The 22,430-nt window shown below is 63.2% G+C and carries 9 protein-coding genes; 2 read left to right on the top strand and 7 right to left on the bottom strand.

Going from position 1 to position 22,430, the window contains the following annotated elements; translation table 11 throughout:
- Nucleotides 1–22: 22 nt before the first annotated feature.
- From CKA38_RS08820 to CKA38_RS08845, 7 genes are all read right to left on the bottom strand, one after another.
- Nucleotides 23–1,075, bottom strand: coding sequence for a glycoside hydrolase family 130 protein (locus CKA38_RS08820; protein ID WP_202863887.1), 1,053 nt, complete (start codon nucleotides 1,073–1,075; stop codon nucleotides 23–25).
- A 153-nt stretch (nucleotides 1,076–1,228) separates the two neighbouring features.
- Nucleotides 1,229–4,288, bottom strand: a complete 3,060-nt coding sequence (locus tag CKA38_RS08825; RefSeq protein ID WP_108825140.1) for a family 78 glycoside hydrolase catalytic domain — start codon at nucleotides 4,286–4,288, stop codon at nucleotides 1,229–1,231.
- Between the two features lie 194 nt (nucleotides 4,289–4,482).
- Nucleotides 4,483–8,430 carry a FlgD immunoglobulin-like domain containing protein gene (locus CKA38_RS08830; protein ID WP_108825141.1) on the bottom strand — a complete coding sequence of 1,316 codons (3,948 nt, stop codon included), beginning with the start codon at nucleotides 8,428–8,430 and terminating at the stop codon, nucleotides 4,483–4,485.
- 45 nt (nucleotides 8,431–8,475) lie between these two features.
- A complete protein-coding gene (locus CKA38_RS08835; RefSeq protein ID WP_108825142.1) occupies nucleotides 8,476–12,963 on the bottom strand; it encodes an NHL repeat-containing protein in 4,488 nt (1,495 codons plus the stop codon).
- A 26-nt stretch (nucleotides 12,964–12,989) separates the two neighbouring features.
- A complete protein-coding gene (locus tag CKA38_RS16375) occupies nucleotides 12,990–13,232 on the bottom strand; it encodes a hypothetical protein (RefSeq protein ID WP_236918974.1) in 243 nt (80 codons plus the stop codon).
- Between the two features lie 14 nt (nucleotides 13,233–13,246).
- Nucleotides 13,247–14,236: an SGNH/GDSL hydrolase family protein gene (locus tag CKA38_RS08840; protein WP_236918975.1), complete on the bottom strand. Its 990-nt coding sequence runs from the start codon at nucleotides 14,234–14,236 to the stop codon at nucleotides 13,247–13,249.
- 267 nt (nucleotides 14,237–14,503) lie between these two features.
- Nucleotides 14,504–15,247 carry a hypothetical protein gene (locus CKA38_RS08845; protein WP_108825143.1) on the bottom strand — a complete coding sequence of 248 codons (744 nt, stop codon included), beginning with the start codon at nucleotides 15,245–15,247 and terminating at the stop codon, nucleotides 14,504–14,506.
- A gap of 190 nt (nucleotides 15,248–15,437) precedes the next feature.
- Here CKA38_RS08845 and CKA38_RS08850 point away from each other — a divergent pair, with 190 nt between their 5' ends.
- Entirely contained in the window at nucleotides 15,438–17,927 is a 2,490-nt protein-coding gene (locus tag CKA38_RS08850) for a glycoside hydrolase family 94 protein (RefSeq protein ID WP_108826513.1), read from the top strand.
- A gap of 134 nt (nucleotides 17,928–18,061) precedes the next feature.
- Complete coding sequence (locus tag CKA38_RS08855; protein ID WP_108825144.1) at nucleotides 18,062–22,414, top strand: peptidase associated/transthyretin-like domain-containing protein; 4,353 nt, start codon at nucleotides 18,062–18,064, stop codon at nucleotides 22,412–22,414.
- The last annotated feature ends 16 nt before the right edge of the window (nucleotides 22,415–22,430 follow it).

Here is a 22,430-nt window from a genome sequence, read left to right on the forward strand (position 1 = left end):
CCTCGCGCCCGCCCCTCATCGCTCACTCGCCCGAATCCAGCGCATTGAGCGATTCGAGCATTTGCGCAATCGACAGCCTGGCTCCGCAAATCACCGAGTCGGCGGCGCCGTAATACATCGTCACCGTGTCGCCATCGACGACATGGCCGTTTGTGAACACCACGTTTTGCATAAACCCGGCGGTTTCGTAATCCTCCGCCGGGCGCATGATCGGGCTCGTCGAGCGGGCCAGCACTTTTGTCGGATCGTTCAAATCCAGAAGCAGCAGTCCCAGTGAGTATTCGCCCTTTGCGTCCACGGCGTGATAAATTTCAAGCCACCCCCTGGGCGTGCGAATGGGCTCGGCGCCGGCGCCAATCTTCATCGCCTCCCAGCCGGGGCGCGGGCGGGCGATCCATTGGTGCGCGCCCCAGTGCAGCAAATCCGGCGAGCGTGAAATCCATATCCACGGTCCGCCGATGTCGTTGTGCGTCGGGCGGTGCAGCGCGTAATAATGTCCGTTTATTTTTTCGGGAAACAGCGCGCAGTCTTTGTTTGGCGGCGGGAAGATCATCCCTTCCCGATCAAAAGTTTTCCAATCTTTCGTGCGTATCAGGCCGACGCCGTAACCCGCGTCGGAAACCGCCGTGTAGGTGATGTTATAAACACCGTCGATGCAGCACACGCGGGCGTCCTCAATGCCGAAGCTTTCGAGTTTTCCATTACCAATCAGCACGGGTTCCGGTTCGACCTCGAAGCGCACACCGTCATCGCTCCACGCGAGGCGCAGGTGCGAAAGCGTGGTCAGGTAACATTGCCCCTCGTGGACAAACAGGCGGGCGTCCGAAGCCTGTCCGCGTTCGGCCGTGCTGGATTTCACGATGCGCATTCCATCCGGAGCCTCCGGATCAAGCACCGGTGTGGATATAAAACCGTCTTCCTGCACGGGACGCTCCGCCACGCGCAGCAAAAGGCCGATGCGCCCGTTGTGGACAAACGCGCCCGGATTCAACAGGCATGCGACCTCCATGTCCGGGCGGCTCGGCTTGACGTCCGCCGGGCGAAGAATGGGGTTTTCTGGAAAACGAAATATCATGCGCAAAATATCCGGCGCGCGCAAATCACCATCAAGTAAATAGACCCATTGCGGCGCATATACAGAAAAGGAACAATTAGCCGGAATGTTTGCGGGATGTCCGTGAGAATCGAAAAGATTCATCCACGCGCAACCGTTCGGAGGCATGAGGTCTCAGCTGACGAGAATGATGTGAAGTGATTCTCCTGTCGCGCAAACGCGCCGCGCGGCGCCGGCGGATGCGTTTCGTATTTTTCCCGCGAAAATTTTCACGCGGGCCTTGGGATCTACTTCGGCGGGAATTTCAATCTCGGCGGGCGTGCCCGGCGGCAGCGTGGCGCGCAGCTCAAATGCGGGCGCGGCGTTTGCGGCGCGTTTTTTGTCGCGGTTTATTTTCCAGAAAACTTCGACAACTCCGCGCGGAGTCGGAACACGTCCGCGCGCCCAATCAAGCCCGCCCGGTTGCGGGGCGATGCGCACGGTGGCGTAGCCGGGTCTGGCGGGCTGCACGCCGAGAACGTGGGCGCTGAGAAAATACGTCGGCGCGGCCGACCAGCCGTGGCAATGGCTGCGGGTCATGCGCGGTTTGTCCGCGTGATACATTTCCCAGAACGTCGTGGCGCCGGCCTTGATTTGTTTGCCCCAATAGTCGCGAATGAGGCGCGTCATGTCGGCTCCGCGTTTTTCACGGGCGAGACCCTCTAGGACGAAAAACATGAAGAACGGGCTGCCCGCTTTTACGAACCCTTCTGGGGCTTCGCTCATGATTTTGCGCGCGCGCGCGGCGCGCTCCGGCGTCGGAACGCCCGCGATGGTTGCGGCGGTGTGGGTTTGCTGGCTGAACACGACGGAGCGCGTGCCGTCGGCGCGAATGCAGTCGATGTAGGCGCGGCGTTTCGCGTCCCAGAGATGCGTGTTGATCGCGGCGGCGATTTTGTCGGCGAGGCGCGTCCAGCGTCGCGCTTGACTGGCGGCATCCCTGCCGAGGGCGCGGGCGAGCGCGGCGCACTGGCGAAGCCCGAGGACGGCGAGGCAGTTGAGGTGCGTGACTTCGCCGCCTGAGGGCGTGTCGAGCGCGGCCCAGTCAAACATGTTCCATGCGTGGATTTTTATGAGGCCGCGCGGGCTGATGAAGCTTTCGATGCCGTCAACATTGAGGTCGATGGCCCGGATCATTTCGCGAGCGAAGGCATGGTCGCCAGTGTGCCGGTAATGCTCCTCCGCCCAGCGCATCCACAAAAAGCTCCACGCGGGAAGAATGTTCTGCCACGCGCTGGGAACCTGGCTTTCGACGAGTGGCGAACGCGCGAGGCTTTGGGCGGCGACGCGCCAGGAATGCGCGCTGAGGCGCGGGTCGCCGTTTGCCACGAGGTCAACAAGCGCCTCGTTGCGGCCGTCGCCAACCCAGAATGTCTGCTCGTAGCTGGGGCAGTCGGTGTAGGTGTCCTCGGAGCAGCAGCAGACGGAGTGCGCGCCGGCCTCCCAGATTCGCTCGAGCAGCGTGTCGGAACAGGTGAACGCGCCCTGGCGTTGCTGCGGATAGGTGCTGAGGAGCGCACGAATGTGACGAATACGAACGGGCCGGTCGAAGTTGCGCAGGCTGAACCAGGAATACTGAAAACCGCGGCGGACGAGCGTGCGGTAACGTTGCGGACCTTCCCGGCAGATATAGCGGAAGGAGTTCTTCATGTTTTCCGCGAGATTGAAACGGCCGTCGGGCTGGATGAACTCGAAGTTGTGGTTGTCAACAATCGTGCCGCAGGGCGCGTCGATTTCGATTTCGTGATAACCGATCACCTCCCGGCCAAAGTCGAGCAACAGGCGGACGCCGCCGCTTGCGGGCGTTGGATGGATGGTTGTCCATTCCGCCGTGCCGTGTTGAAGCGCGGCCGGGTTTTCGACGCGCGGACGAATGTCGGGGATGACGCGCTCCGAGGCGCATTGCGCGTAGATGTCGGCGCCAGCGACCATGTCGCGCGTGAGCGGGCGAACATATTCGGCCGCGAGTTCGCCGTCGTCGAGGCATCCGCGCGCACGGATGCGCTTGAATTGTTTAGCGGTGGCGCCGGAGGGGATTGCGGCGGCGCAAACAGGATGTTGTTCGCCGGTGATCGGAGGCGGGGCGGGGAGTTCGAACGGGCCGACCGCAAGCCAGGGCGCCGGCGCGTCGTCCGCGTGCCGCGGATAGGCCGCCCATGTGACGGGGCGTGCGACCCAGACGTTGAGAACGATCCACCAGTAGCGGTCGCGCGGCGGCATCTCGCACATGAGGGTGTTCCACCCGGCCTTGAGGCGGGCGTGCGCGACTCCGGTGTCGGTGCGCTGGAGCGTGTTGTCGTCGAAGGCGAGTGGTTTTCCATTGAGCGTCCACGGGACAAACGGGCGGAGGTGCGGTTGGTGGAGCTGGATCGCCTGCGCTCGCTCGCTGTAAATATGCGTGAGCAACAGCATGTCGCAGCACGGCGCGTTGGCCGTGAAATCGTCCGGATTGAGATATGCGCGCGGGTTGAGATTCCACGAATAGTCGGCCGTGCGAACGGCTTCGACCTCGCGGACGCGAACCGGATCGACGGGGTTGCGGGTGAGTTGCGGGATGTCGCGCAGCACGAATTTGTCGTGCGCGCCTCCGCCCGCGTTGGCGACGGCAATGGCGGCCGGCCATGCGGCGAGTTGCGCGGCGGTTTCGGCCGGGGGCGTGTGCGAGGACCAGTCGTGCGGAAAGGCGCGCGCGTCGAATTGCTCCTCCCATGCCTGCATGCAACTGATGCGCGGGACTGGCCAGAGGTGCCCGGCGTGGGGTGCCGCGCGCCATTCGCCGGAATCGTCGGTGACGAGCGTGCGCGCGCCGGAAGCGTCGCGCCATGCGAGCTGCGCGATCATGCCGGGCGCGGCGTGCAGATATTGGAATGTGCCGATGCCGAAGTGCTGCGCGAGGACTGCGATGACATTGCGCCCGGGGCGAAGCACGGCGCGCAAGTCGTAGGGATCAACGGGCCAGGGCGATTGCCACGAGCGCGCGGGGCCGTGGCCGAGCCAAACGCCGTTGACGTAAACCTCATAACGCGAGTCGGCCGTGATGAGCAGGGTGGGCGTGTCAGCGTCCGCTTGGATACCGCCGTGGATTTCGAACTCGCGACGGAAACAAACGACATTGTGTGCGGGGCGTGTTGCTTGCGCCGACCAAATCCAGCGCGCGCTGGGGGCGAAGAAAACGGAGGGCGCTGACGAACTCATGTTTCGACTTGGGTTTTGTGGGGGCGCACCTTGCGTGCGCTCTGATGCTAGCCCGCTTTGTGAATGCGCATGCAAACAGCTATTCGCATACGAGGGCGCACGCAAGGTGCGCCCCTACAAAGCGACGTCAGTTTTCTCATTTTGCTGGTTTGTTAACCGGGGAGTTTTTGAAAAGGGAAGGCATCCCCTTCCATTTACTTGATTTCGATTTCGCCGAAGCGGGCCGGGTTTACGTCGGATTCCGTGGGCACGTCGTTGACCATGTCGGTCGCCTTGTCGTGCCAGTAGAGGCGCGCGGCGCGGTTTGTGCCGGATGCGTCGGAATAGATGACGCCGGCGACACCCCGCAATTTCTCGGGGAGCTTCTTTCCATCGAGGCCGATGTCGGCAAGCGGGATGCGCACGAGCGCGGTGTAGCCCTTGCCGTCGGGCGCGATTTTCACATCGATTTTTGCGCCGGGCAGAATCTTCACGATGTCGAAGTTGCGCGCGTTGGAGAGGTTGTTGCCGACGACGTAGGTTTGCGGATTTTCCTTTTTGGAGGCGCTTTTCTGCCAATAAATCACGCGCGGTTCGCCGTTGACTTTTGCTGTGAGGAGCCGGACGGGGCCGCGTCCGGGGATGTCGAGCTTGAGATCAAGCGCATCGCCGCCGATGAAGGCGTGCGTGATGTTGTCGGCGCCGTTTTTCCACGGCGAGGGATCGGCGACCTGCCAGGCGAGCGCAAGTTCGCGCTTGTCGGCGAGGAGAGAGACTTTGAACCAGCGCGAATCGTTGCCGCTTTCCCGCACCAGTGTGAAGGGCGTGTCTTTTGCAAGTGCGTCGCCGCGGGCGAGGGTTGTCGCGGGCGCGGCGGAGGGAAGTGTTTTGCGCTTGGTGATGACGAGGGGGGCCTCGGCGTCGTCGGATTTTTTGCGCGAGGCCGCGATGGCCCGGCCGCGCGCGATGTCGTCCGCTGTGACTTTGAGGGCGACGGTCTGGCGGCGCATGGTGTCGAGGTTCTTGACTTCGAAGATGCCGAAATATGCCTGGCCGGATTGCACCAGGACTTTGCCCTTCATGGGGCCGTCGGTGACGCGCCAGACGTGGCCGCCAAAACTTTCGCCGCCTATGTGCGTGGCGTCCATGGTGACGATGCCCTTGATGTCCTGGAAGAGCGAGGTGAGGTAGAGGCCGTCGAAACTCATCATGAACCACTGGCCGCGGTCGCCTTGGAGCATGGTGGCGCTGCCGACACCGGGGATGTTTTCAATGACGCCGTTGGTGCGGAAGGGGGCGATGAGAAGGCCGGCGCGCGCGGCGGGCGCGTCCCAGCGGCCGTAGGGATTCGGATAGGCGCCGCGACGTCCGTCGGCGGTGTGGTAGCTGATGCCGTCGGTGATGTTGCCCGCGTCGTCAACGAGCGGCGTGCCGCAGGAGCTGGGCCGCTCAATGACGGTTATGGTGTTTTTCGGGCGGCGCGGATTTTTGAAATCGTAAACGGGGACGCCGTTGGCGTCGATTTTTTGGAGCGGGTAAATGTTTTGCGCGGGATCGAAGATGGTCATGTCCGGGCGCACCCAGCCGGGCGACCAGTAGTGGGCCTTGAAGGCGATGCCGGCGGTGATGAGCTCGTTGCGCTCGACGCAGCCGTTTCCGTTTTTGTCAATCCAGGCGCAAGGCTGCTTGGAGTCGGGAAGGAATTCGCTGAGCGGCGTGCGGTCGCGGCGCGTGCGGTTGTCGATCGGCGGGAAGAGCGCGGTGGCGGGAACGAACTCGCCGTTCGCGGCGCGTCGGCAGATGATGAGCGCGCGCTGGTCGGTGGGGCCCGTGGCAAAGGCGAATTCGTGGACGCGCCCGCCGGCGTCGGTGACGCGTCGGACCTGGCCCTGCGTGCGCACGAGGGCGGGGTGGTAATAGAGCGGGATTTCGGCGGACTTGCGGCGCGCGGAGTCGATGCCGGCGTCAACTTTGAACTCAAGCCCCATGGCGATGAAGCGCGTGGGGTCGTGCGGAATCGCGTAACCGTGCGTGGCCCCGTAGGGTGACGCGCCCCAGTATTCGTCGTCGAAGGAACCGTTGGGTTTCCAAACGGAAACGCGGTGGACGTTGGAGGTGCCCTCGGCGATCCAGATGCGTCCGCGCGCGTCGAAGTCGGCCGAGACGGGCAGCATGACATCGTCGCGATCAAAGGGTCCGGCGGCGCGGTCGGTCGCGCCGGGTTTGGGTTTGCCGATGATGGCGGAGGGCGCGGCGTCGCCGTTGAGGTCGTAAACGAACACCTGGTTTGTGCCGGCGTCGCAGACGGCGACGCGGCGTTCGTCTTGCGAGACGCCGATTCGCACGGGCTTGCTGACCGCGGAGAGATTCAGGAGCTGGCGCTGGCGCTCGAGCGTGGAGGCGTTGAGTTGCCAGAGTGTTTTGTCGGCGAGGACGGCGTAGATATTTCCATTGCGCGAGCGGATGGCGCGGAGGCCGGGGGCGGGACGGTTTTCTAGAATTTGGCCGGAGTCGATGTCGATTTTATAAAGTTTGTTTTCGGGCAGGAGAAGCCAGAGCGCGCGCTCGCCGAGCGCGATGGTGATGCTTTGCGCGAACGCCACGCGCGCGAGGCCCTCGGTGATGGCGGTGGCGGAGGCGACATCGACCTTGGGGAGCGGCAGGTCGAGCTCGCGCGAAACGAGTTGCCGGCCGTCTGGAAGCACAAAGGGCGCGGTGCGGCCGGTTTTGGCGTCGATGCGTGTGACGAGGTATTTTTTCTGCCAGATGTCGAACTCGAAGGCGTAAATGTAATCATCGGTCGCGATGATGTCGGAGGCGGAGGTGCGCACGCTCCAGTCGGCGCCGGAGTCGATGTCGAGGCTGCTCATACCGCGCCCGGCCTCGGGCATGGAGAAGCCCGCGACAACGCGTTTGCCGTGCGTGGCGATGGATGTGGCGGAGCCGTGGTCGCTGCCCCAGGTCACGTTTCTTTCGAGGGTGAGCCAGGGCGGCGTGCCGGCGTTGTAAACGGTGGTGAGGAGTTCGAGTTTTACGGGCGCGTGGTCGGCGATGACGGCGGTGTAGGAACCGGGTGCGACGGGTTTGCCGGCGTCGTCGAGACCGTCCCAGTAGTCGGTGATTTTTTCGCCGGTGCGCGGATACTGCGCGATGAGATTGCGGACGCGCTCGCCCCTGGCGTTGTCGATGGCGATGGTGACCTCGCGCGCGGGCGCGTCGGCGGCGATGGCGGGAATCGTGTAATTGATCGCGATGGAGCCGGCGGTGTCGAGGTTGAGGAGCGCGGCGAGGCGTTGTTGCTGGAGCGCGCGTTGCCCGGCGGTGATGTTGAGATTGCCGGTGTTCGAGATCGTCGCGGAGCCCCAGTGGTCGCGGGCGCGGAACATGAAAATGCGGTTGGCCTTGGGCGTGTTCACGCCGTCGGCGAGGCGGTGCCTGGTGCTGGACTCGGGGACGTCGCCTGGGCCCATGTTGGCGGCCCACATGGTTTCCCAGCCGATGACAAACTGGCCGCCGGGCGCGATCGGCTTGCCGCCGAGGCGCAGGTAGCTCCAAGGCATGAAGGCCTCCATGTTGTAGCCCTTGCCGTTGTCCCACGCGCGCATGGCGACCTTGCCGCCGAAGGCCTCCATGGAGTTGCCGAAGCGCTTCGTGAGGTCGGGGCGCGCGGGGCCGGTGTTGTCGTAGGGCGGCTTGTCTCGCCAGCCGCCGTGTTGCGCGAGCATGTAGGGTTTTTGCTCGGCGGTGGAGTAGTAGAGCGTGATGTGGATTTGATGCTCGTCGGGGGATTTGTTGTCGAAGATCGTGCGCAGCTGCACGGCGTCGCCACGCCAGGCGCGGTCGAAGTCGACACCCTTGGAGGCGTTTTTGAGCGGGTCGATGTCGTGGATGCGCGCGAGGTAGTAGATGCCTTTTTCATCCCACATCATGTGTGTCCAGATGGAATACGTGTCCACGAGCTCGGGGCTGTTGTAGCTCCACATGCCTGCGGAGAGATCCCAGTCGTTGTCGCGGCCGTCGATGGTGACGGCACCGGGCGCGGGCACGACCGTGACGTTGGTGACGTAGGACATGGTGGCGCCGGAATCATCATCGGCGGCGCGAATGGGGGCGGTGGCGAGAAGCGCGCCGAGTGCGAGGAGGAGGATTGGTTTTCGTATCATAAAATTGAATACAGGCGGGGCGATGCGGTCAGGCGCGGCGTTTTGTTAGCGAAACTCGAACGCGCCCCACAATGCGGGCCGCAGCATTGCCTCGTCGGGAACGTCGCTCACGATGCCGGTCGCCTTGTTGTGCCAGTAGAGGCGCGCGGTGGTCTGGTTGCCGTCGCCGCGGAGGATGCCGATGTCGCCCTTGAGTTTCGCGCCGGGTTTGAGCCGGTCGGGCGCGAGGCCGAGGGTTTTTAGCGGGACGGCGATTTCATAGACGCCGTCCTTGCCGGCGGTGAATTGGATTTGCGCGCTCACGTCGTCCACGCGGTCGAAATGAATCGTGCGCCAGGGCGAGGAGAAGGGGACGCGGTCCCTTGCCTTTGTGCCTGGCACGACGGCGCGATAGAGCAGGGCGAGCGGCTTGCCTTTCACGACGGTTATGAGGAGGCGCTGGTCGCCGGCCACCGGGGTTTTGCGCGCGGGATCGGCGCCGGCGTCGGCGCCGATCATGATGTCGAGCGCGCCGCCGGTTTTGAACGGGGCGACGGGCTGCTCGCCGGTGTTGGCGAGGAGTTTCGGATCGCCGGTGCGCCATTGCGCATGGAGCCTGTCGCCGGAAACGGCAAGGGCGGCGGTGACATCGTAGGGTTTGCTCCGCGAGCTGAAGTAGGCGGCGACGCCCGCCTTGTCGATGTCGACAAAACGCGCGGCGCCCCAGTCGGGCGCGCCGGATTTTTGCATTTGAATTTCAACCGTTCCGCTGCCCAGCGAACGCTGGCGGGCGGCCTCGGCCTCGACGCGCCAGGCGGCGGCTTTTTCGAGATCGGAGGCGGTGATGTTGATGGGGAAATCGGCCAGGCGGCGAATGCTGTCGATTCCGTCGAGCCGGATGAGGGCGCTGCGCGCGCCATCGACGATGTAAACGTTGCCGTCGGAGGTGCTGGTGATTGTGGGCCAGAAGTTTTCCTCGCCGAGCGTGACGCCGTCGAGCGGCATGTTGCGCGTGGCGGAGGGCATGCGCCAGATTTTGCCCTTGCGCATGTCCTCGAAGAGCGTGGCGGCGAGCAGTCCGTCGCGCGTGAAAATGTGGACGCGCCCGTGGTTGGTGTTGGTGGCCCAGAGCGGGCCGGCGTCGGAGGTTTTGCCGGGGCTGAAGAAACCGCCGAGAAGTCGCGTCGGCGCGATGAGTTGCCCGGCGCGGTCGGGGGCGGGCGCGCGGTGCGAGGCGTGCAGCCCGGGCCACGGATTCGGGTAGCTCCATTTGGGCGCGGCGTTTTGCGCGCCACTGATCGAGAGGCGGTCGTAGGGTGCGATGCCGAGCGTGACGGCGGTCCATCCGTCGTTGAGCGGGGAGACGAGGACTTGCGCGCCGCCCGACGAGGCGGGTCGCATGACGCCTTCGGCGAGGACGACGGGCTTGGAAATGTCGTAGCGCGGTGCGCCGTTGTTCGTGAACCCGACGGGCGCAAAGCGGACGGACTGGCCCTTGGTTTCGTTGCCGAGTCGGGCGACGCAGAACGACAGGTCGGGCATGATCGTGACTCCATCAACAATGCCTTTGATATAGGAAACTTCATTGGGCTGGGCTTGTGCGTCGCCGTTCAAGTCGTGCCAAATGAAGAAGACATTGGCGCGGGCATTTTTGGCATTGAGGTCCGTGCCCTCGGGCCAGCGTTTTTTGAAGGAATCTGTTTTGAGGACTGCCCAATCGGCGGCGCGGCCCATGGCGGCGCACGGGCGCGCGAGTCCGTCGCGCTCGATAAACAAAAACGCCGTGCCATGTCCGTTGGTGGGATTGCTGTTGTAGCAGTTGGTGAAGTAACGCCTGCCTTTGAAATAAAGCGGCGTCTCGGGGCCGGCGCTGCGGAATGCGAGCGGCATGTCGGTCGCGCTGGCGCGGTGATAAACGCGGGCGAGCTCATAGCCGCCCTTGTCCCAATCGAGGCGAAACTCCATCGCGCCGTGTTTTTCGTCGGCGTAATAAAAGCGCGTGCGATCCACGGGATCGAGCGTGCCGCCTCCGCCGTATTTTCCGGGACCGTAGATCGCCTTGGCGAGCTTGCCGTCGGGGGTCCAGATGCTGACGCGTTTCGGCAGAAAATCATTTTCGGCAACCCAGAGGCGTCCGCGCGAATCAACGGCGAGGCCGAATGGATTGTTCATGTGAAGCGGATCGTAGGCGCCGGCGGCGGGTGCGCCGGGGTTCCCGATTGTGCGGAGCGGTTTTCCGTCGGGGGAAAACACTTTCACCTGATGGCTGTTTCCGTGGTCGCTGATGTAGAGGGTGCCGCGCGCGTCACCGGTGTTTTGCGGGCCATCAAAATTGATCGTGATGCCCGCGGGCGCCTCAAGGCCGGTGGAGATGAGTGCGGCGGGGGCGGGAAGGGCGGAGAGATCGGCGAGCGAGTCGTAGCGGACGAGGCGTTTTCCGGAAATGGCGAGGAGGCGGCCCTGTGCGTCGAAGGCGAGGCCGCGCGGTTTGTCGAGCGGGATGGTGGTGAGGTGCCCGCCCGAGCGCGCGTCCACAAACATGAGCTGGTTTTTTGCGGTGAGACTGACTGCGATGAGGCCGTTATAAACGGCGATGCCGCCGATCTCCTTGCTGACGATTGTTTCCATTTCGTTGGCGCCGCCCTGCATGGGGCCGGAGCCGGGGATTTTTCCGAGAACGTATTTGATGACTTCGCGATCCCTGCCGGCGAAGGCATCGTGCGCGTTGGCGAGCGTGATGTTCTTGTTGGCGACGACGGCGGTGATGCGCAGCTCGGGTGTGCGGGTATTTTTCCCGGATTCCCAAGCGGACGCGACATAGGCGACATCGCCGGGGACTTTTTTCGCGGGATCGTCGCCCGTATCGCGCGCCATGTAGGGCGCGGCCGTCCAATGGCCGCCGACCCAGCGCTTGCCGCCGAGTTTGCGGCCGTCGAGCGTGACCCAGGCGAGTCCGGCGGGACCCTCGGTGATGAAGCAGCCGAGCAGCACCAGCGGCTCGTTTGCGACGGGCGATTGGTCCGCGGGTATAAAAAGCGCGGACTGCGGCGGCGTGTGGTTGGCGAGCCAGGCGCCGGAGGCGTCCGCGGTGTTCCACGGAGGATTGCCCGAGGCGTAAACCGAAAATTCGTAGTGCGGCTTGATCTCGTCGCGCACAAGTCCGCGCACGCGGTATTTGCCCGGGGCGACGGGGCGCGCGGGAATGTTGAAGACGCCGTGCATGGCCGCGTCGGGATCGCGCCCGAGGTCGTCGCATCCGTCCCACCACGCGGTGTTTTCACCGGCGGGGAAGGGCGTGTCGGAAAAGAGATTGCGGACGCGCGTGCCGTCGGGGTTTTCGATGACGAGCGTGACGCGGCCGGCGCGCGGAAGCGTGAAGCGAATCGGAATCGGCGGGTGCGCGGGCGGGGACGCGTCGAGCGCGGCGGCGAGGCTGGTCGCGAAAGTTTCGGGCGCGGTTGCGCCGAGGGAGGAGAGCGCGAGAAGCTCGCCGAGCCAGACGCGTTTGCCGGATTTCGCGGGTTTCACGCCGTCGCCGAGCGGCGCGGTGATTTTGACGCGGATGGCGCGCGTGGTTATTTCTCGCTCAAAGGGGAGATGGAGCGTGGAGTGGCGCTGGGGCTGTTTGTTTGCGTCGCCCGCGTTCGTATTCAAAATTCCGATACGCTCCCAGTGGGCGTCGCCCGCGTCGCGGGGATTTTGCTCCTCCGGCCCCGCGTAGGCTTGCGCCTCGGCGGAGGCGAAGCCGGGGCAGACGGCGACAAGGCCGCCGAGCGCGACGGGCGCCGGCCATGTGAGAACCGTCCATTCGGGGCGCCCCGGGGAAACGGACGGGGCGGATGCGCCGGGCGTTTCTTTGGCGTTGATGTTTGCCCAGGCGCCGTTCGCACCCTCGGCGGTTTCGTTGGAAATGCGCCCGGCATATTGGCTGTCGGCGCTGGCCGAGGCGACGGCGAGCGGCGCGATGTTTGCGAAACGCCCGGAGAGGAGCGTCACCGCGCCGAGCGTGCCCGCGTAGTGCAGATCGGTTTGCGCGGCGGTGTGGGTGAAGCGCAGCGCGCTTGTGACGGTGCCGGGAGGTAGCACCCAAAGCGTGAGCTGCGTGGTCTTTTGGTTGTCGGCGGCGCTGAGCCAGTGGATGTTTCCCGCGGCTCCGGTTCCCGGAACCTTGTCCGTCATGCGGCCGGCGGAGAAACGTTGCGCGGGTATCCATTGCGATTCGTCCGCCATGTCGCCGGGGACGGGCGCGCCGGGCTTGAGAACGCTTAACCGCCCGCCGCCAAGGACGAGGATGGAGCCGATTTCTTGCGGCGTGTGAAACGCGATGCGCAGATGGCGCGGCCCGTGCCTCTTGGAGTTGCCGAAGGTGATTGTGTTTCCGCGCGCTGTGATTGGTTTTTCGGCTCCGTTTTCCCACTCGGCAAGGGCGTCGTCGTTGACAACGCCGCCCGGCGCGAGGCTGAAGGGGAACACGGGCGTGATTGCCGCGGGGGCGGCGGCCAGTGTCGGGGCGAGGGCAAGAAAAACGGCAATGGCGGCGGAATGGATTTTCATGGTTTTGTATTTGATAAATGGATACGTCAGCGCCCGGCGGAGCAGATGCTCTCAATCCGAAGGTCCGCGCCCTTGGCGGCGTTCGAAAAATCGGGGACTATTTTGAGCGTGTGCGCGCCGTCGCCGAGTTGCTTGGTGATCATCACCCAGGCGAAGAGGCATCCGGCGCCGTCCGTGGGACTGTCAAAGCGCTTGGTGCTTATGTCCCAAAGAAACGGGTCGGCGGCTTTCGAGTTTGGCTGCGGGACCGGGGCGCCGTCTATCCACACCCGAAACGGCGCCGTTATCGGGCTGCTCTCCCCACGAGTCCCACAAATGAACCGCGGAACGCGACGCTCAGCGGGGCGTTGGTTTCAGTGCGCGCGACATCGCCGATCCAGCGGCCCGAAAGCCGGTCGAACCACATGGCGTTGCGGTAGCAATGAACCCGACTCCACCCCTCGGGCAGCGGCGTGTTTGCGAGAACATGGCGCGTGCGTTCGGGGTAGAGATCGGGGTAAACTGTTTTCGGCGGAATGGGCGCGGTTTTAGGCGCGGGCGCGGCGGCCGCTTTCACAAACGCATCGCGCACGGCCTCGAAAAAAATCTCGTAACCACAATCGTCCGGGTGTGTGCGGTCCCTGCCGAACGGATACATTTTCACCGGATCGGCGCGCCCCTCGGCGATGGCGCGGCGCGCATGATTCATGATGTCGGCGGTGTGAAGGCCGTAGGCGTCGGCGAGTTTTTGGTGCGCCGCCGTGCGCGCGGGTTGCGCGGGGTCGGTGTCGATCATCTGCGCCTGCATGCAGGTGAGCACGGGCATGACTGCCGCGCCGGACTCGAGCAGGTTGCGAACAATGCGCTCGTAGCTGGCCATGTTAAACTCGTCCGCGCCGGATATGCCGTCGTTGACCGTGAAATCGAGAAAAACGAGATCGGGTATGTGCGCGAGCACGTCGCGGTCGAGCCGGAAGAGGCCGAGCGCCGAGCCGGTGCCGCCGATCGCGGCATCATGAAAATTGAAGGATGTGCGGGGATATTTTTCGCGGAGCCACCGCATCATGCGCCCGCGATAACTGGTTCGGTTGGGATCGGAGGCGTTTGCGCCCCAAGTGAGCGAGCCGCCGAAAAACACGACGGTGAGCGGCTCTCGGGCTTCCGCGCGCGCTGCGAAACCGGCGATGGTGCTGCCCTGGCGCGCGGGTTGCGCGGCGTTGGTGTTGATGCTGGCGCTCATGCAAAAAATAAGGATGGCGAGCGTGCGTATGACGCTGGAGACGCGATGTGTCATGTGGGGGGATTAGGGAGGTGTTTTATATATGATCAAAAAAATACGACGGCACGGGTTAAGCCGCACAGAAATCATACAGTCCGCGTTTGCGCGGCGCGGAGCCACGCGTTTAGTTCGCGAACGTCACGATGCCAAACTCGCGTGTGTGAAACGCGCTTCCCGAATGTTGTTCAGGTCGTTCACGCCGAGGTTGGGCGGCGCCCAATCGGGCTTGCATGAAACAACATCCCGCTCGATCCGCCATCCCCGTGCGCGTGGCGGCGATTGTCACTTGGCGGCCTGGGCGACTGCCACGGAGTCAAACCACGTGGCGCCTTTTTCCCCGTTGCGGCTGAAGATCGAGAGGCGGTTGAATTTTCCGGTTGTCAGATTCACGACGTCCGCCGCCTTGCCCAGGCTCGTGTAAACGGCCTTTGTCTCGTCGTAATAAAACACCTCGGCCGTCGCGGGAAACCGGTCCTTGCCGGGGGTGACGACGAGTTTGAACGAGACCAGTGCACCGGGCTTTTTGAAAAGGCGCGAGGTGCTGCCGACATTGGTTCGCGTGCCCTTGCCCGCGGGATCGCGATAGGCTATGCCGACGGGCAGCGCGGGGCGGAGCGAGAGCGTGACAAGATGGTTGCCGGTGGATTCGCGAAGAGTGATCTCAAAGCGGCTGCCATCCGTGCCCCTGGGGTTTTCCGTGCGAACCCGGAAATAAACCGAGATGGGGCCGTCCGCGAGATCGACGATTTTTGGAAGGTATGCGTTGGACGCCACATCCTTGCCGTCCGAGATGATTGACGGTCCCCAAAATGAATCGGCGATCAGGGCGTGTTTGACAACGGGTTCGCCGGCAACGCTCGTCCATTTGTTGCTGTTGTCCGCAAAGTCTTCCGAGAAGACGACCGTCTCGCCATCGGAGACGACCGGGAGCGCCGCGTGAACAGCGGACAATGTGAAAACGCCGGCTGCGAGGACGGCAAGGGCGTGAATGCGCGGAAGGACACGACGATTTTTGGGGAGGTTCATAAGAATAAAAGGTGCGAACGGAACCGTGGCAAAAATAGGCGTTTTGAAAATCCCAAAAGGGCCGAAAATCGTGATACAGAATCGACACACAAATAATGATAAACGGAACACTGCCGCTGAGTGTATGGATATCGTGCCGGTGTTCAGCGCTGCAAAAATGCCGCAACCAATGGGGTTTCCTCAACAAAACATGAGCACCAATCCCGCCCCCGCCTCCAACCCCTACGGATATTTTGACGACGCGAATCGCGAGTATGTGATCACTCGTCCCGACACGCCCCTGCCGTGGCTCAACTACCTCGGGCAGGACGATTTTTTCGGCCTGTGCACCAACACCGCCGGCGGCTACTCGTTCTGGCGCGACGCGAAGCTGCGCCGCCTCACGCGCTACCGCTACAACAACGTCCCCATGGATCTCGGCGGACGTTACCTCTACATCCGCGACGCGGCGACGGGCGATGTGTGGAATCCCGGATGGAAGCCAATGAAAACCGCGCTCGACCGCTACGAGTGCCGCCACGGCACCGGCTACACGCGCATCACCGGCGCGCGCGACGGCATCGAAACCGAAATGCTCTTCTTCGTGCCGCCCGGCGAAACGCTCGAACTCTGGCGCGCGACCATCCGCAACACCGGCCCCGTGCCGCGCAAAGTGCAGATCTTCTCCTTTGTCGAGTTCTGCCTGTTCGAGGCGCTCAACGACATGACCAATTACCAGCGCACGTATTCCATCGGCGAAGTCGAGGTCGAGCCCGGCGACGGCGCGATCTACCACAAGACCGAATACCGCGAGCGGCGCAACCACTACGCGCTCTTCGGCTGCGCGCATCCAATTAATGGATACGACACGGACCGCGACGCCTTCGTCGGCGTGCACAACGGCCTTCACGAACCGCAAGCCGTCCTCGCGGGCAAGCCGCGCAACAGCATCGCGCACGGATGGAATCCCATCGGCTCGCACTTCATCGAACTCGACCTCAAACCCGGCGAGACGCGCGAGTTTGCCTTCGTGCTCGCCTACATTGACCAGGGCCCCGACTCGCCGGAGAATCCCAAGTTCACGGCGCCCTTTGTCATCAACAAAACCAAGGGCCGCGCGATCATGGCGAAATACCGAGACATCGCCGCCGTGGATGACGCCTTCGCCCGCCTGCGCGCCACATGGGCCTCGCATCTGTCCGCGTTTCAAGTCACCGACTGCCCCGACCCGATTGCGGCGCGCATGGCAAACACATGGAACCAATACCAGTGCATGGCGACCTTCAACCTCTCGCGTTCCGCCAGCATGTTCGAAACGGGCATCGGACGCGGCATGGGTTTCCGCGACAGCAACCAGGACATCCTCGGCTTCGTGCACATGCTGCCCGACCGCGCCCGCCAGCGCATCCTCGACATCGCCGCCACGCAACTCAGCGACGGGACTTGTTACCACCAATACCAGCCGCTCACCAAAAAAGGTAACGCCGAAATCGGCGGCGACTTTTACGACGACCACCTCTGGCTCGTCCTGAGCACCTGCGCCTACATAAAGGAAACCGGCGACCGTGCCATCCTCGACACACCCGTCGGTTACGCGGACAAATCTGGCAGCCGCGACACGCTCCTGCACCACCTCGAAACCAGCATCGCCTACACGATGAAACAACGCGGTCCGCACGGCCTGCCGCTCATCGGCCACGCCGACTGGAACGATTGCTTGAACCTCAACTGCTTTTCCACCGAACCCAACGAGTCCTTCCAATGCGCAGGCGACGTCAAGGGCTCCATCGCCGAGTCCGTGATGATCGCAGGCCTGTTTCTCCACGCCACACGCGAGCTCGAAGCGCTCTACCGCTGGCTGCAACGCGACACCGACGCCGCTCGCATCGCGGAACAGCACGCGACCATGCTCGACGCCGTCGAAACCCACGCATGGGACGGCGAGTGGTATATCCGCGCCTTCGACGCGGCCGGAAAACCCGTCGGCTCGAAAACCTGTGGCGAAGGGAAAATCTTTATCGAAAGCCAGGCGTGGTGCGTGCTCGGCGGCGCAGGCGCAAACAACGGACGCGCACGGCAGGCGCTCGAAAGCGTTCACAAACATCTCTACACACCCGACGGCATCATCCTGCAACAACCCGCCTACTCGACCTATCACCTCAACCTCGGCGAAGTCACCAGCTACCCGCCCGGCTACAAGGAAAACGCGGGCATCTTCTGCCACAACAACACATGGATACATCTCGGCTGGTGCCAGCTCGGCGAAGGCGACCGCGCCTACGAGTATTACCTGAGCATTTGCCCCGCCGCGAAGGAGCAACAAATCGAAACCTACCGCTGCGAACCTTACGTCTATGCGCAAATGATCGCGGGCCGCGATGCCGCGACGCCCGGCGAGGCGAAAAATGCCTGGCTCACCGGCACCGCCGCATGGACATTTGTGACGGTCTCGCAGGGCATCCTCGGAATCCAGCCGACCTACGACGGACTGCGCATCGACCCGTGCATGCCGAAAAACTGGCCCGGCTTCACCGTGCGCCGTGTGTATCGGGAAGTTGAATACATCATCACCGTTCGCAACCCGAGCAACCTCAGCAAGGGCGTCGCCCGCCTCACCGTCGATGGCCGCGAAATCACGGGCAATGTCATCCCGGCGGCTCCGTCCGGTTCAAAAATCATGGTCGAGGCCGAACTTTGTTAACCCTGATCGTGTTCGCGAAAGGTCCGCTTTATTCCTATCTGTCCCGCGATTATTGTTTGCGTGTATGCTTTCTGTTTGCAGCGCGTGCGAACACTGTTGCGATTTGCATTGTGTAACATTCCCAAACACTCCCCATGCGCACGACCCTGACAGACATCAATGTTTCCATCCTGCCGCGGCTGCTTGCGGAGATGCGGTTCGAAACAGCCCGGCGCGCGGGGGCAATTTTGGTGGGAAAAAAAGAAACCTGCACGGCCGCGGCGGTGTTCGGTTTGCATGACGCGCATGTGTCGCTCGCTGAATTTCACGAGGCGCAGGCGCTGCTCGAAAAACATGGGCGGGTGCTGAAAGACGAGGCGTTCGCCGTGGCGCGCCGTCTCGCGGAGGATGCGCACGGGTTGATACGCGAAAGCAGTTACCGGATTTCTCCTGAAGCCGTGGCGGGGCTCACGCTCGACGAGTATCAGTCGAAATACCGCGCGCTCGCGAAGGAGCGTTACGAGGCCGCGCTCAAGAAAGCAAAAAGCGACGATGACAGGATGGAGCTGGCGTCGAGTTTGCGCAAACGAGGCATGGCGTTTCCCCCGGGGCTCGCGGCGGACGCCGGTTTGGAGCGCCCCAGTGTTGTGGCGGAAGACACCGCTCCGGGCACCGGCAGCATAAGCGGAGTGATCCTGATGCCGGATGGAACCCCCGCGTCGCGCGTGACGGTGACGCTCGGATTGCCGGTGCGCGTGGAGCATGCGAATCCGGCCGCCTACACGCACTGGGCCGCGGACTACGCGCCTGTCATCGGGCCGATGAAAAAACTCGTGACTCATACCGACGAGGCCGGCGCGTTTTGCATAAAAGACGTGCCGGAAGGCATGCAGGAATTTCTGGCCGTGACACTCGATGCGAACACGCATGCGATCGCGACGCGCTTTCTGGCCCGGGCGATCAAGGTGCGCGCCGGTGAGGAAACGAAGCTCGGGCGCCTGGTCGCCGCCGAATGGACAAGCGCGCCGTCGCGAGAGATTGCGAATCCGCTGCCGGCGGTTCTCAACGATGCCTCGGGTTGCGAATGGCGAAAACTCGGGGAGACGCGCCTGCATAATCCGTTTTATTACGAATTCAGAAAACAGGCGCTGCGTCTTAAATTGCCGGAGAATTTCAACGCGTCGGGCGAACCGCTGCGCGTCATGCTTGCCGGTGATGGATGCGGCGCGAACGGCATGGAGATATCGCATCAGGTCGCCGGGGATGATGTGATCGTGATGGTTGACTTGCCGGCTCGCTCGAATCGTTTTGTCGGTTTTTATGCTTCCGAAAACGCGAAGCCGCGGCCTGTGACGGCGGAGCCTTCCGGCTTTCCGCGCCTGAAGAAGGAGGGGCTGGAAAATGGCGAATGGATTATCGACACCGGTGCGGCGCAGTTTCGAGTCAGCGGCCCTGATGCGCGGCCTGACGCGCCGCCGATTGTCGCGGTGCGCGGTGTGGATGAGCGCTGGCGCGGTCGCGGGCGCTTTGTTTTTCCGGAGGGCGTGCGCGTTGTGAAGCGCGATGTGCGCATTGTTCACGAAGGCCCTGTGATGGTGGAGATCAGTTGCGAACATGCGCTGAGCAACGGTTCCGTTTACACGTTGATACTCACGGCATACGCGGGCGAGGCGTTTCTTGGTGCGCGCGAAATCTCGCCAAGGCTGGACGGGGCCGCCTTCGAGTTTTCGCTGAAGGAGTTTTCCGGCGGTCGCGGTTTTCGAAACTGGACGAGGGAGAATCCCGATGGCGGACGGCACTGGTTTAACCTTGAGGCGAAGGATGCCGTGCATGGCGAGATGGTGGAGTCGGTGCCCTGGTGGGTGCCTCCGCAATGTTTTGCCTTTGCGATGACGGCGGACGGCCTGGCCGAACGTGATTACGTGGGTGTTTTTTCGATGCGCCGCGGCGAGTGGATTGACCGCGAGTTCGAGCATATTGCGCAGGGGCCGCTCGGGGAGGACGGGAAGCCGAATTACGAGCTCGACTGGCCGTATCCCGAAATGCTCGGTTCGTCGATCTCGCCGATTCACGCGGGCACAAGCAGGGCCGGCGACGCATTTTTTCGCTTTGGATTTTTCGACGGGGAGAGGCGCTGGGGATTGTTCGTTTCCTCGCTGGAGGCAAACGACGGCGTGTGGAAGGAATTTTCCGCCGCGCAACATGCGTATTCGTCGCCACGGTTGCAGGATTTCAAGGACTGGCATTTCGACGTGCCCGACGCGCAGGCGCGCCCGCATGCCGTGGCCAAACGCGGGCAGTTGCCCGGGCTTCGGAGGAAGCGCCGCTCGCCGCGCTTCGAGCGCTTGTGGAAAAAAATCGCGGGGGACAATGTGCGCGGGCCGGGGCGGGGGCTGGCGTTTGCGGTCGATGGCGATCCGCTTGTTGCATGGCGCAAACGAACCGAGCTTGTGTGCATTGCCGAGGTGCGCAGCCGCATGGTTTTGCTCGGGCGCGACTGGTCCGACATGTATTCGCCGGTGCTCGGCCGGCCGATCACCGAGTGGGCGGAGGAGTATGACCTGATCGCCGCGAGCGGCGTGTTCAGCGAGGAGGACGAGCGCACGGTTCGCGATTTTCTCGTGCTGATGGGGCACATGTATATGGAGACGGATTTCATGAACTGGCGCTTCAACGCGCGCAACGCCAACTTCGAGGCCGATCGCACGGATATCGTTGGCGCGGTGTGCGCGGCGTTCGACGGGCATCCGGACTCGGGAAAATTTCGCGCGCACCTGGTTGATGTCACGAAGCGCTCGCTGAAAGTGTATTGCACGCCGGGCAGCGGCAAATGGCAGGAGAATCCCGCATGCTACTATTTGCAGGCGGCGAAATGCAGGATGAATCTTGTTTATCATCTGGTGCAGCACGGTCGGGTGCGCCTGGACGAGATTCCCTTGCTCAAGGATTTTTTGATGTGGGGAATCAATTTGCTGACGCCTCCGAATCCGGTCTCCTACGCGGTCATGCGCGACGGCGCCAAGGACGGGGCGGAGAGCGGGGCGTCCCTGTATGCCCGTGTCGAGAAGGTGCGCAAGATCGCGCCAATCGGCGACCATGCGACCGTCGGGCGCTGGCTGCCGGAACACTACGCGACGATTGGAAAACTGTTTCGCGACACGGGCGCGACGGAGGTGGATAGAAAATTCGGACAGGAATTAATCGACGCGTATTTCCTCTCCAACGCCGATGGCAAACGCCTGCTCACAAACTATGCGCTGCCCGTCGAGCAGGAGGGCGAGCAGCTTTTCCACGACATTTATTCGAGCGCGACATTCGGCAACCTGCCGCTGTTTTTCACCGTGATCGATGAGGAGGACATTCCCTCCGCGCCCGTGATAAAACTGGAGAGCCGCCGCCTGGAGGGATTTGGCGCGATGCTGCGCCACGGCGTGGACACGGAACGCGAGGGCTGCGTGCTGTTGAAACAAGGGCCGGGCGGATACCGTTATCACCGCACCGAGGGGGGCATCATATTTTTCGCGGACGGGAAGCCGCTTCTTTTTGACGGCGGCGAGGCGGGCGAGGCGTGGCGGCACAGCACGCTGTCGTTTTATGATGTGAAGATGCCGATGATGGCGGGACGCCTTGAAAAAGTTTTCACGGCCTCGCCCGCATTTCAATTTACCCAAGGCTCGCACGCGGGGCCGGTGCCGCCGGACGAGCCCGTGTGGTGCGGCGACAGGCCGAGCCGCGAGCGCATTCAGGACTGCCTCCGGCGCTACCATGCGCCCGCGGGCATTGTGCGTTCGCTGGCGTGGATCGACGGGCGCACGCTGGTTGTGCATGACGCGATTTCGGTGTCGCCGGAAATCCCCAGCCAGTGGCATTTGCAGGTCGTGGGCGGTTCGCCCCGGGGCGGCGCGCAAAACGGTTTTGTTTTCCCGGGACGATTCGGGGTGGATTTGCAGGTCTTGTTCCCGGGGCAGCAAATGGATGCGGAGTCGGTGAGCGAACTGCCGACGTTTGAATACCGCGGCGCTCCGTCGGAGTGGTTTGCCATGCAGCATCTCGAAGTCGCAAAGCGCGGCGCGCGCGAATATCTGGCGGTGTTGCAGCCGCTCGACGCGGGAAGGGGCGAGCGGGATCAGGTGTGCGCGGAGGCGTTGAAAGACAACTCGGGGCGCATAACGGGCGCGCGAATAACGGGTGCGGACGGCACTGTTAATCGTGTGTGGTTTGGACGCGATGCGCGCATCGACAGTCATGGCGAAGATCACGAATTTTCAGGAAAATCGGGCGGCTTGCTGCTCGGCGCCGACCGCCAGGTGCTGGCCCTGATGGGCGAGGGGAGTCTTTCGCACGGCGGGTGGCGCGTGGAGAGCGACGGCCCCGGGATCGCCCTAACCATCACAGGTTCGGAGGCGCGCATGGCGGCCCAAGGGGCCGGGGAGGTTCGCATATTTCACAATAACAAAACTGAATCGATATTGGTGGGCGCGGATATCGAGCGGCGGATTATTTTATAATTAAGACAAATTAAGA

It is taken from the genome of Ereboglobus luteus (assembly GCF_003096195.1).
In the GTDB taxonomy this organism is placed as follows: domain Bacteria; phylum Verrucomicrobiota; class Verrucomicrobiia; order Opitutales; family Opitutaceae; genus Ereboglobus; species Ereboglobus luteus.

Bases quoted from the DNA above. Each gene is read 5' to 3' on its own strand.
- CKA38_RS08820 (WP_202863887.1), bottom strand. From the start codon at position 1,075: ATGATATTTCGTTTTCCAGAAAACCCCATTCTTCGCCCGGCGGACGTC.
- CKA38_RS08825 (WP_108825140.1), bottom strand. From the start codon at position 4,288: ATGAGTTCGTCAGCGCCCTCCGTTTTCTTCGCCCCCAGCGCGCGCTGG.
- CKA38_RS08830 (WP_108825141.1), bottom strand. From the start codon at position 8,430: ATGATACGAAAACCAATCCTCCTCCTCGCACTCGGCGCGCTTCTCGCC.
- CKA38_RS08835 (WP_108825142.1), bottom strand. From the start codon at position 12,963: ATGAAAATCCATTCCGCCGCCATTGCCGTTTTTCTTGCCCTCGCCCCG.
- CKA38_RS08840 (WP_236918975.1), bottom strand. From the start codon at position 14,236: ATGACACATCGCGTCTCCAGCGTCATACGCACGCTCGCCATCCTTATT.
- CKA38_RS08845 (WP_108825143.1), bottom strand. From the start codon at position 15,247: ATGAACCTCCCCAAAAATCGTCGTGTCCTTCCGCGCATTCACGCCCTT.
- CKA38_RS08850 (WP_108826513.1), top strand. From the start codon at position 15,438: ATGAGCACCAATCCCGCCCCCGCCTCCAACCCCTACGGATATTTTGAC.
- CKA38_RS08855 (WP_108825144.1), top strand. From the start codon at position 18,062: ATGCGCACGACCCTGACAGACATCAATGTTTCCATCCTGCCGCGGCTG.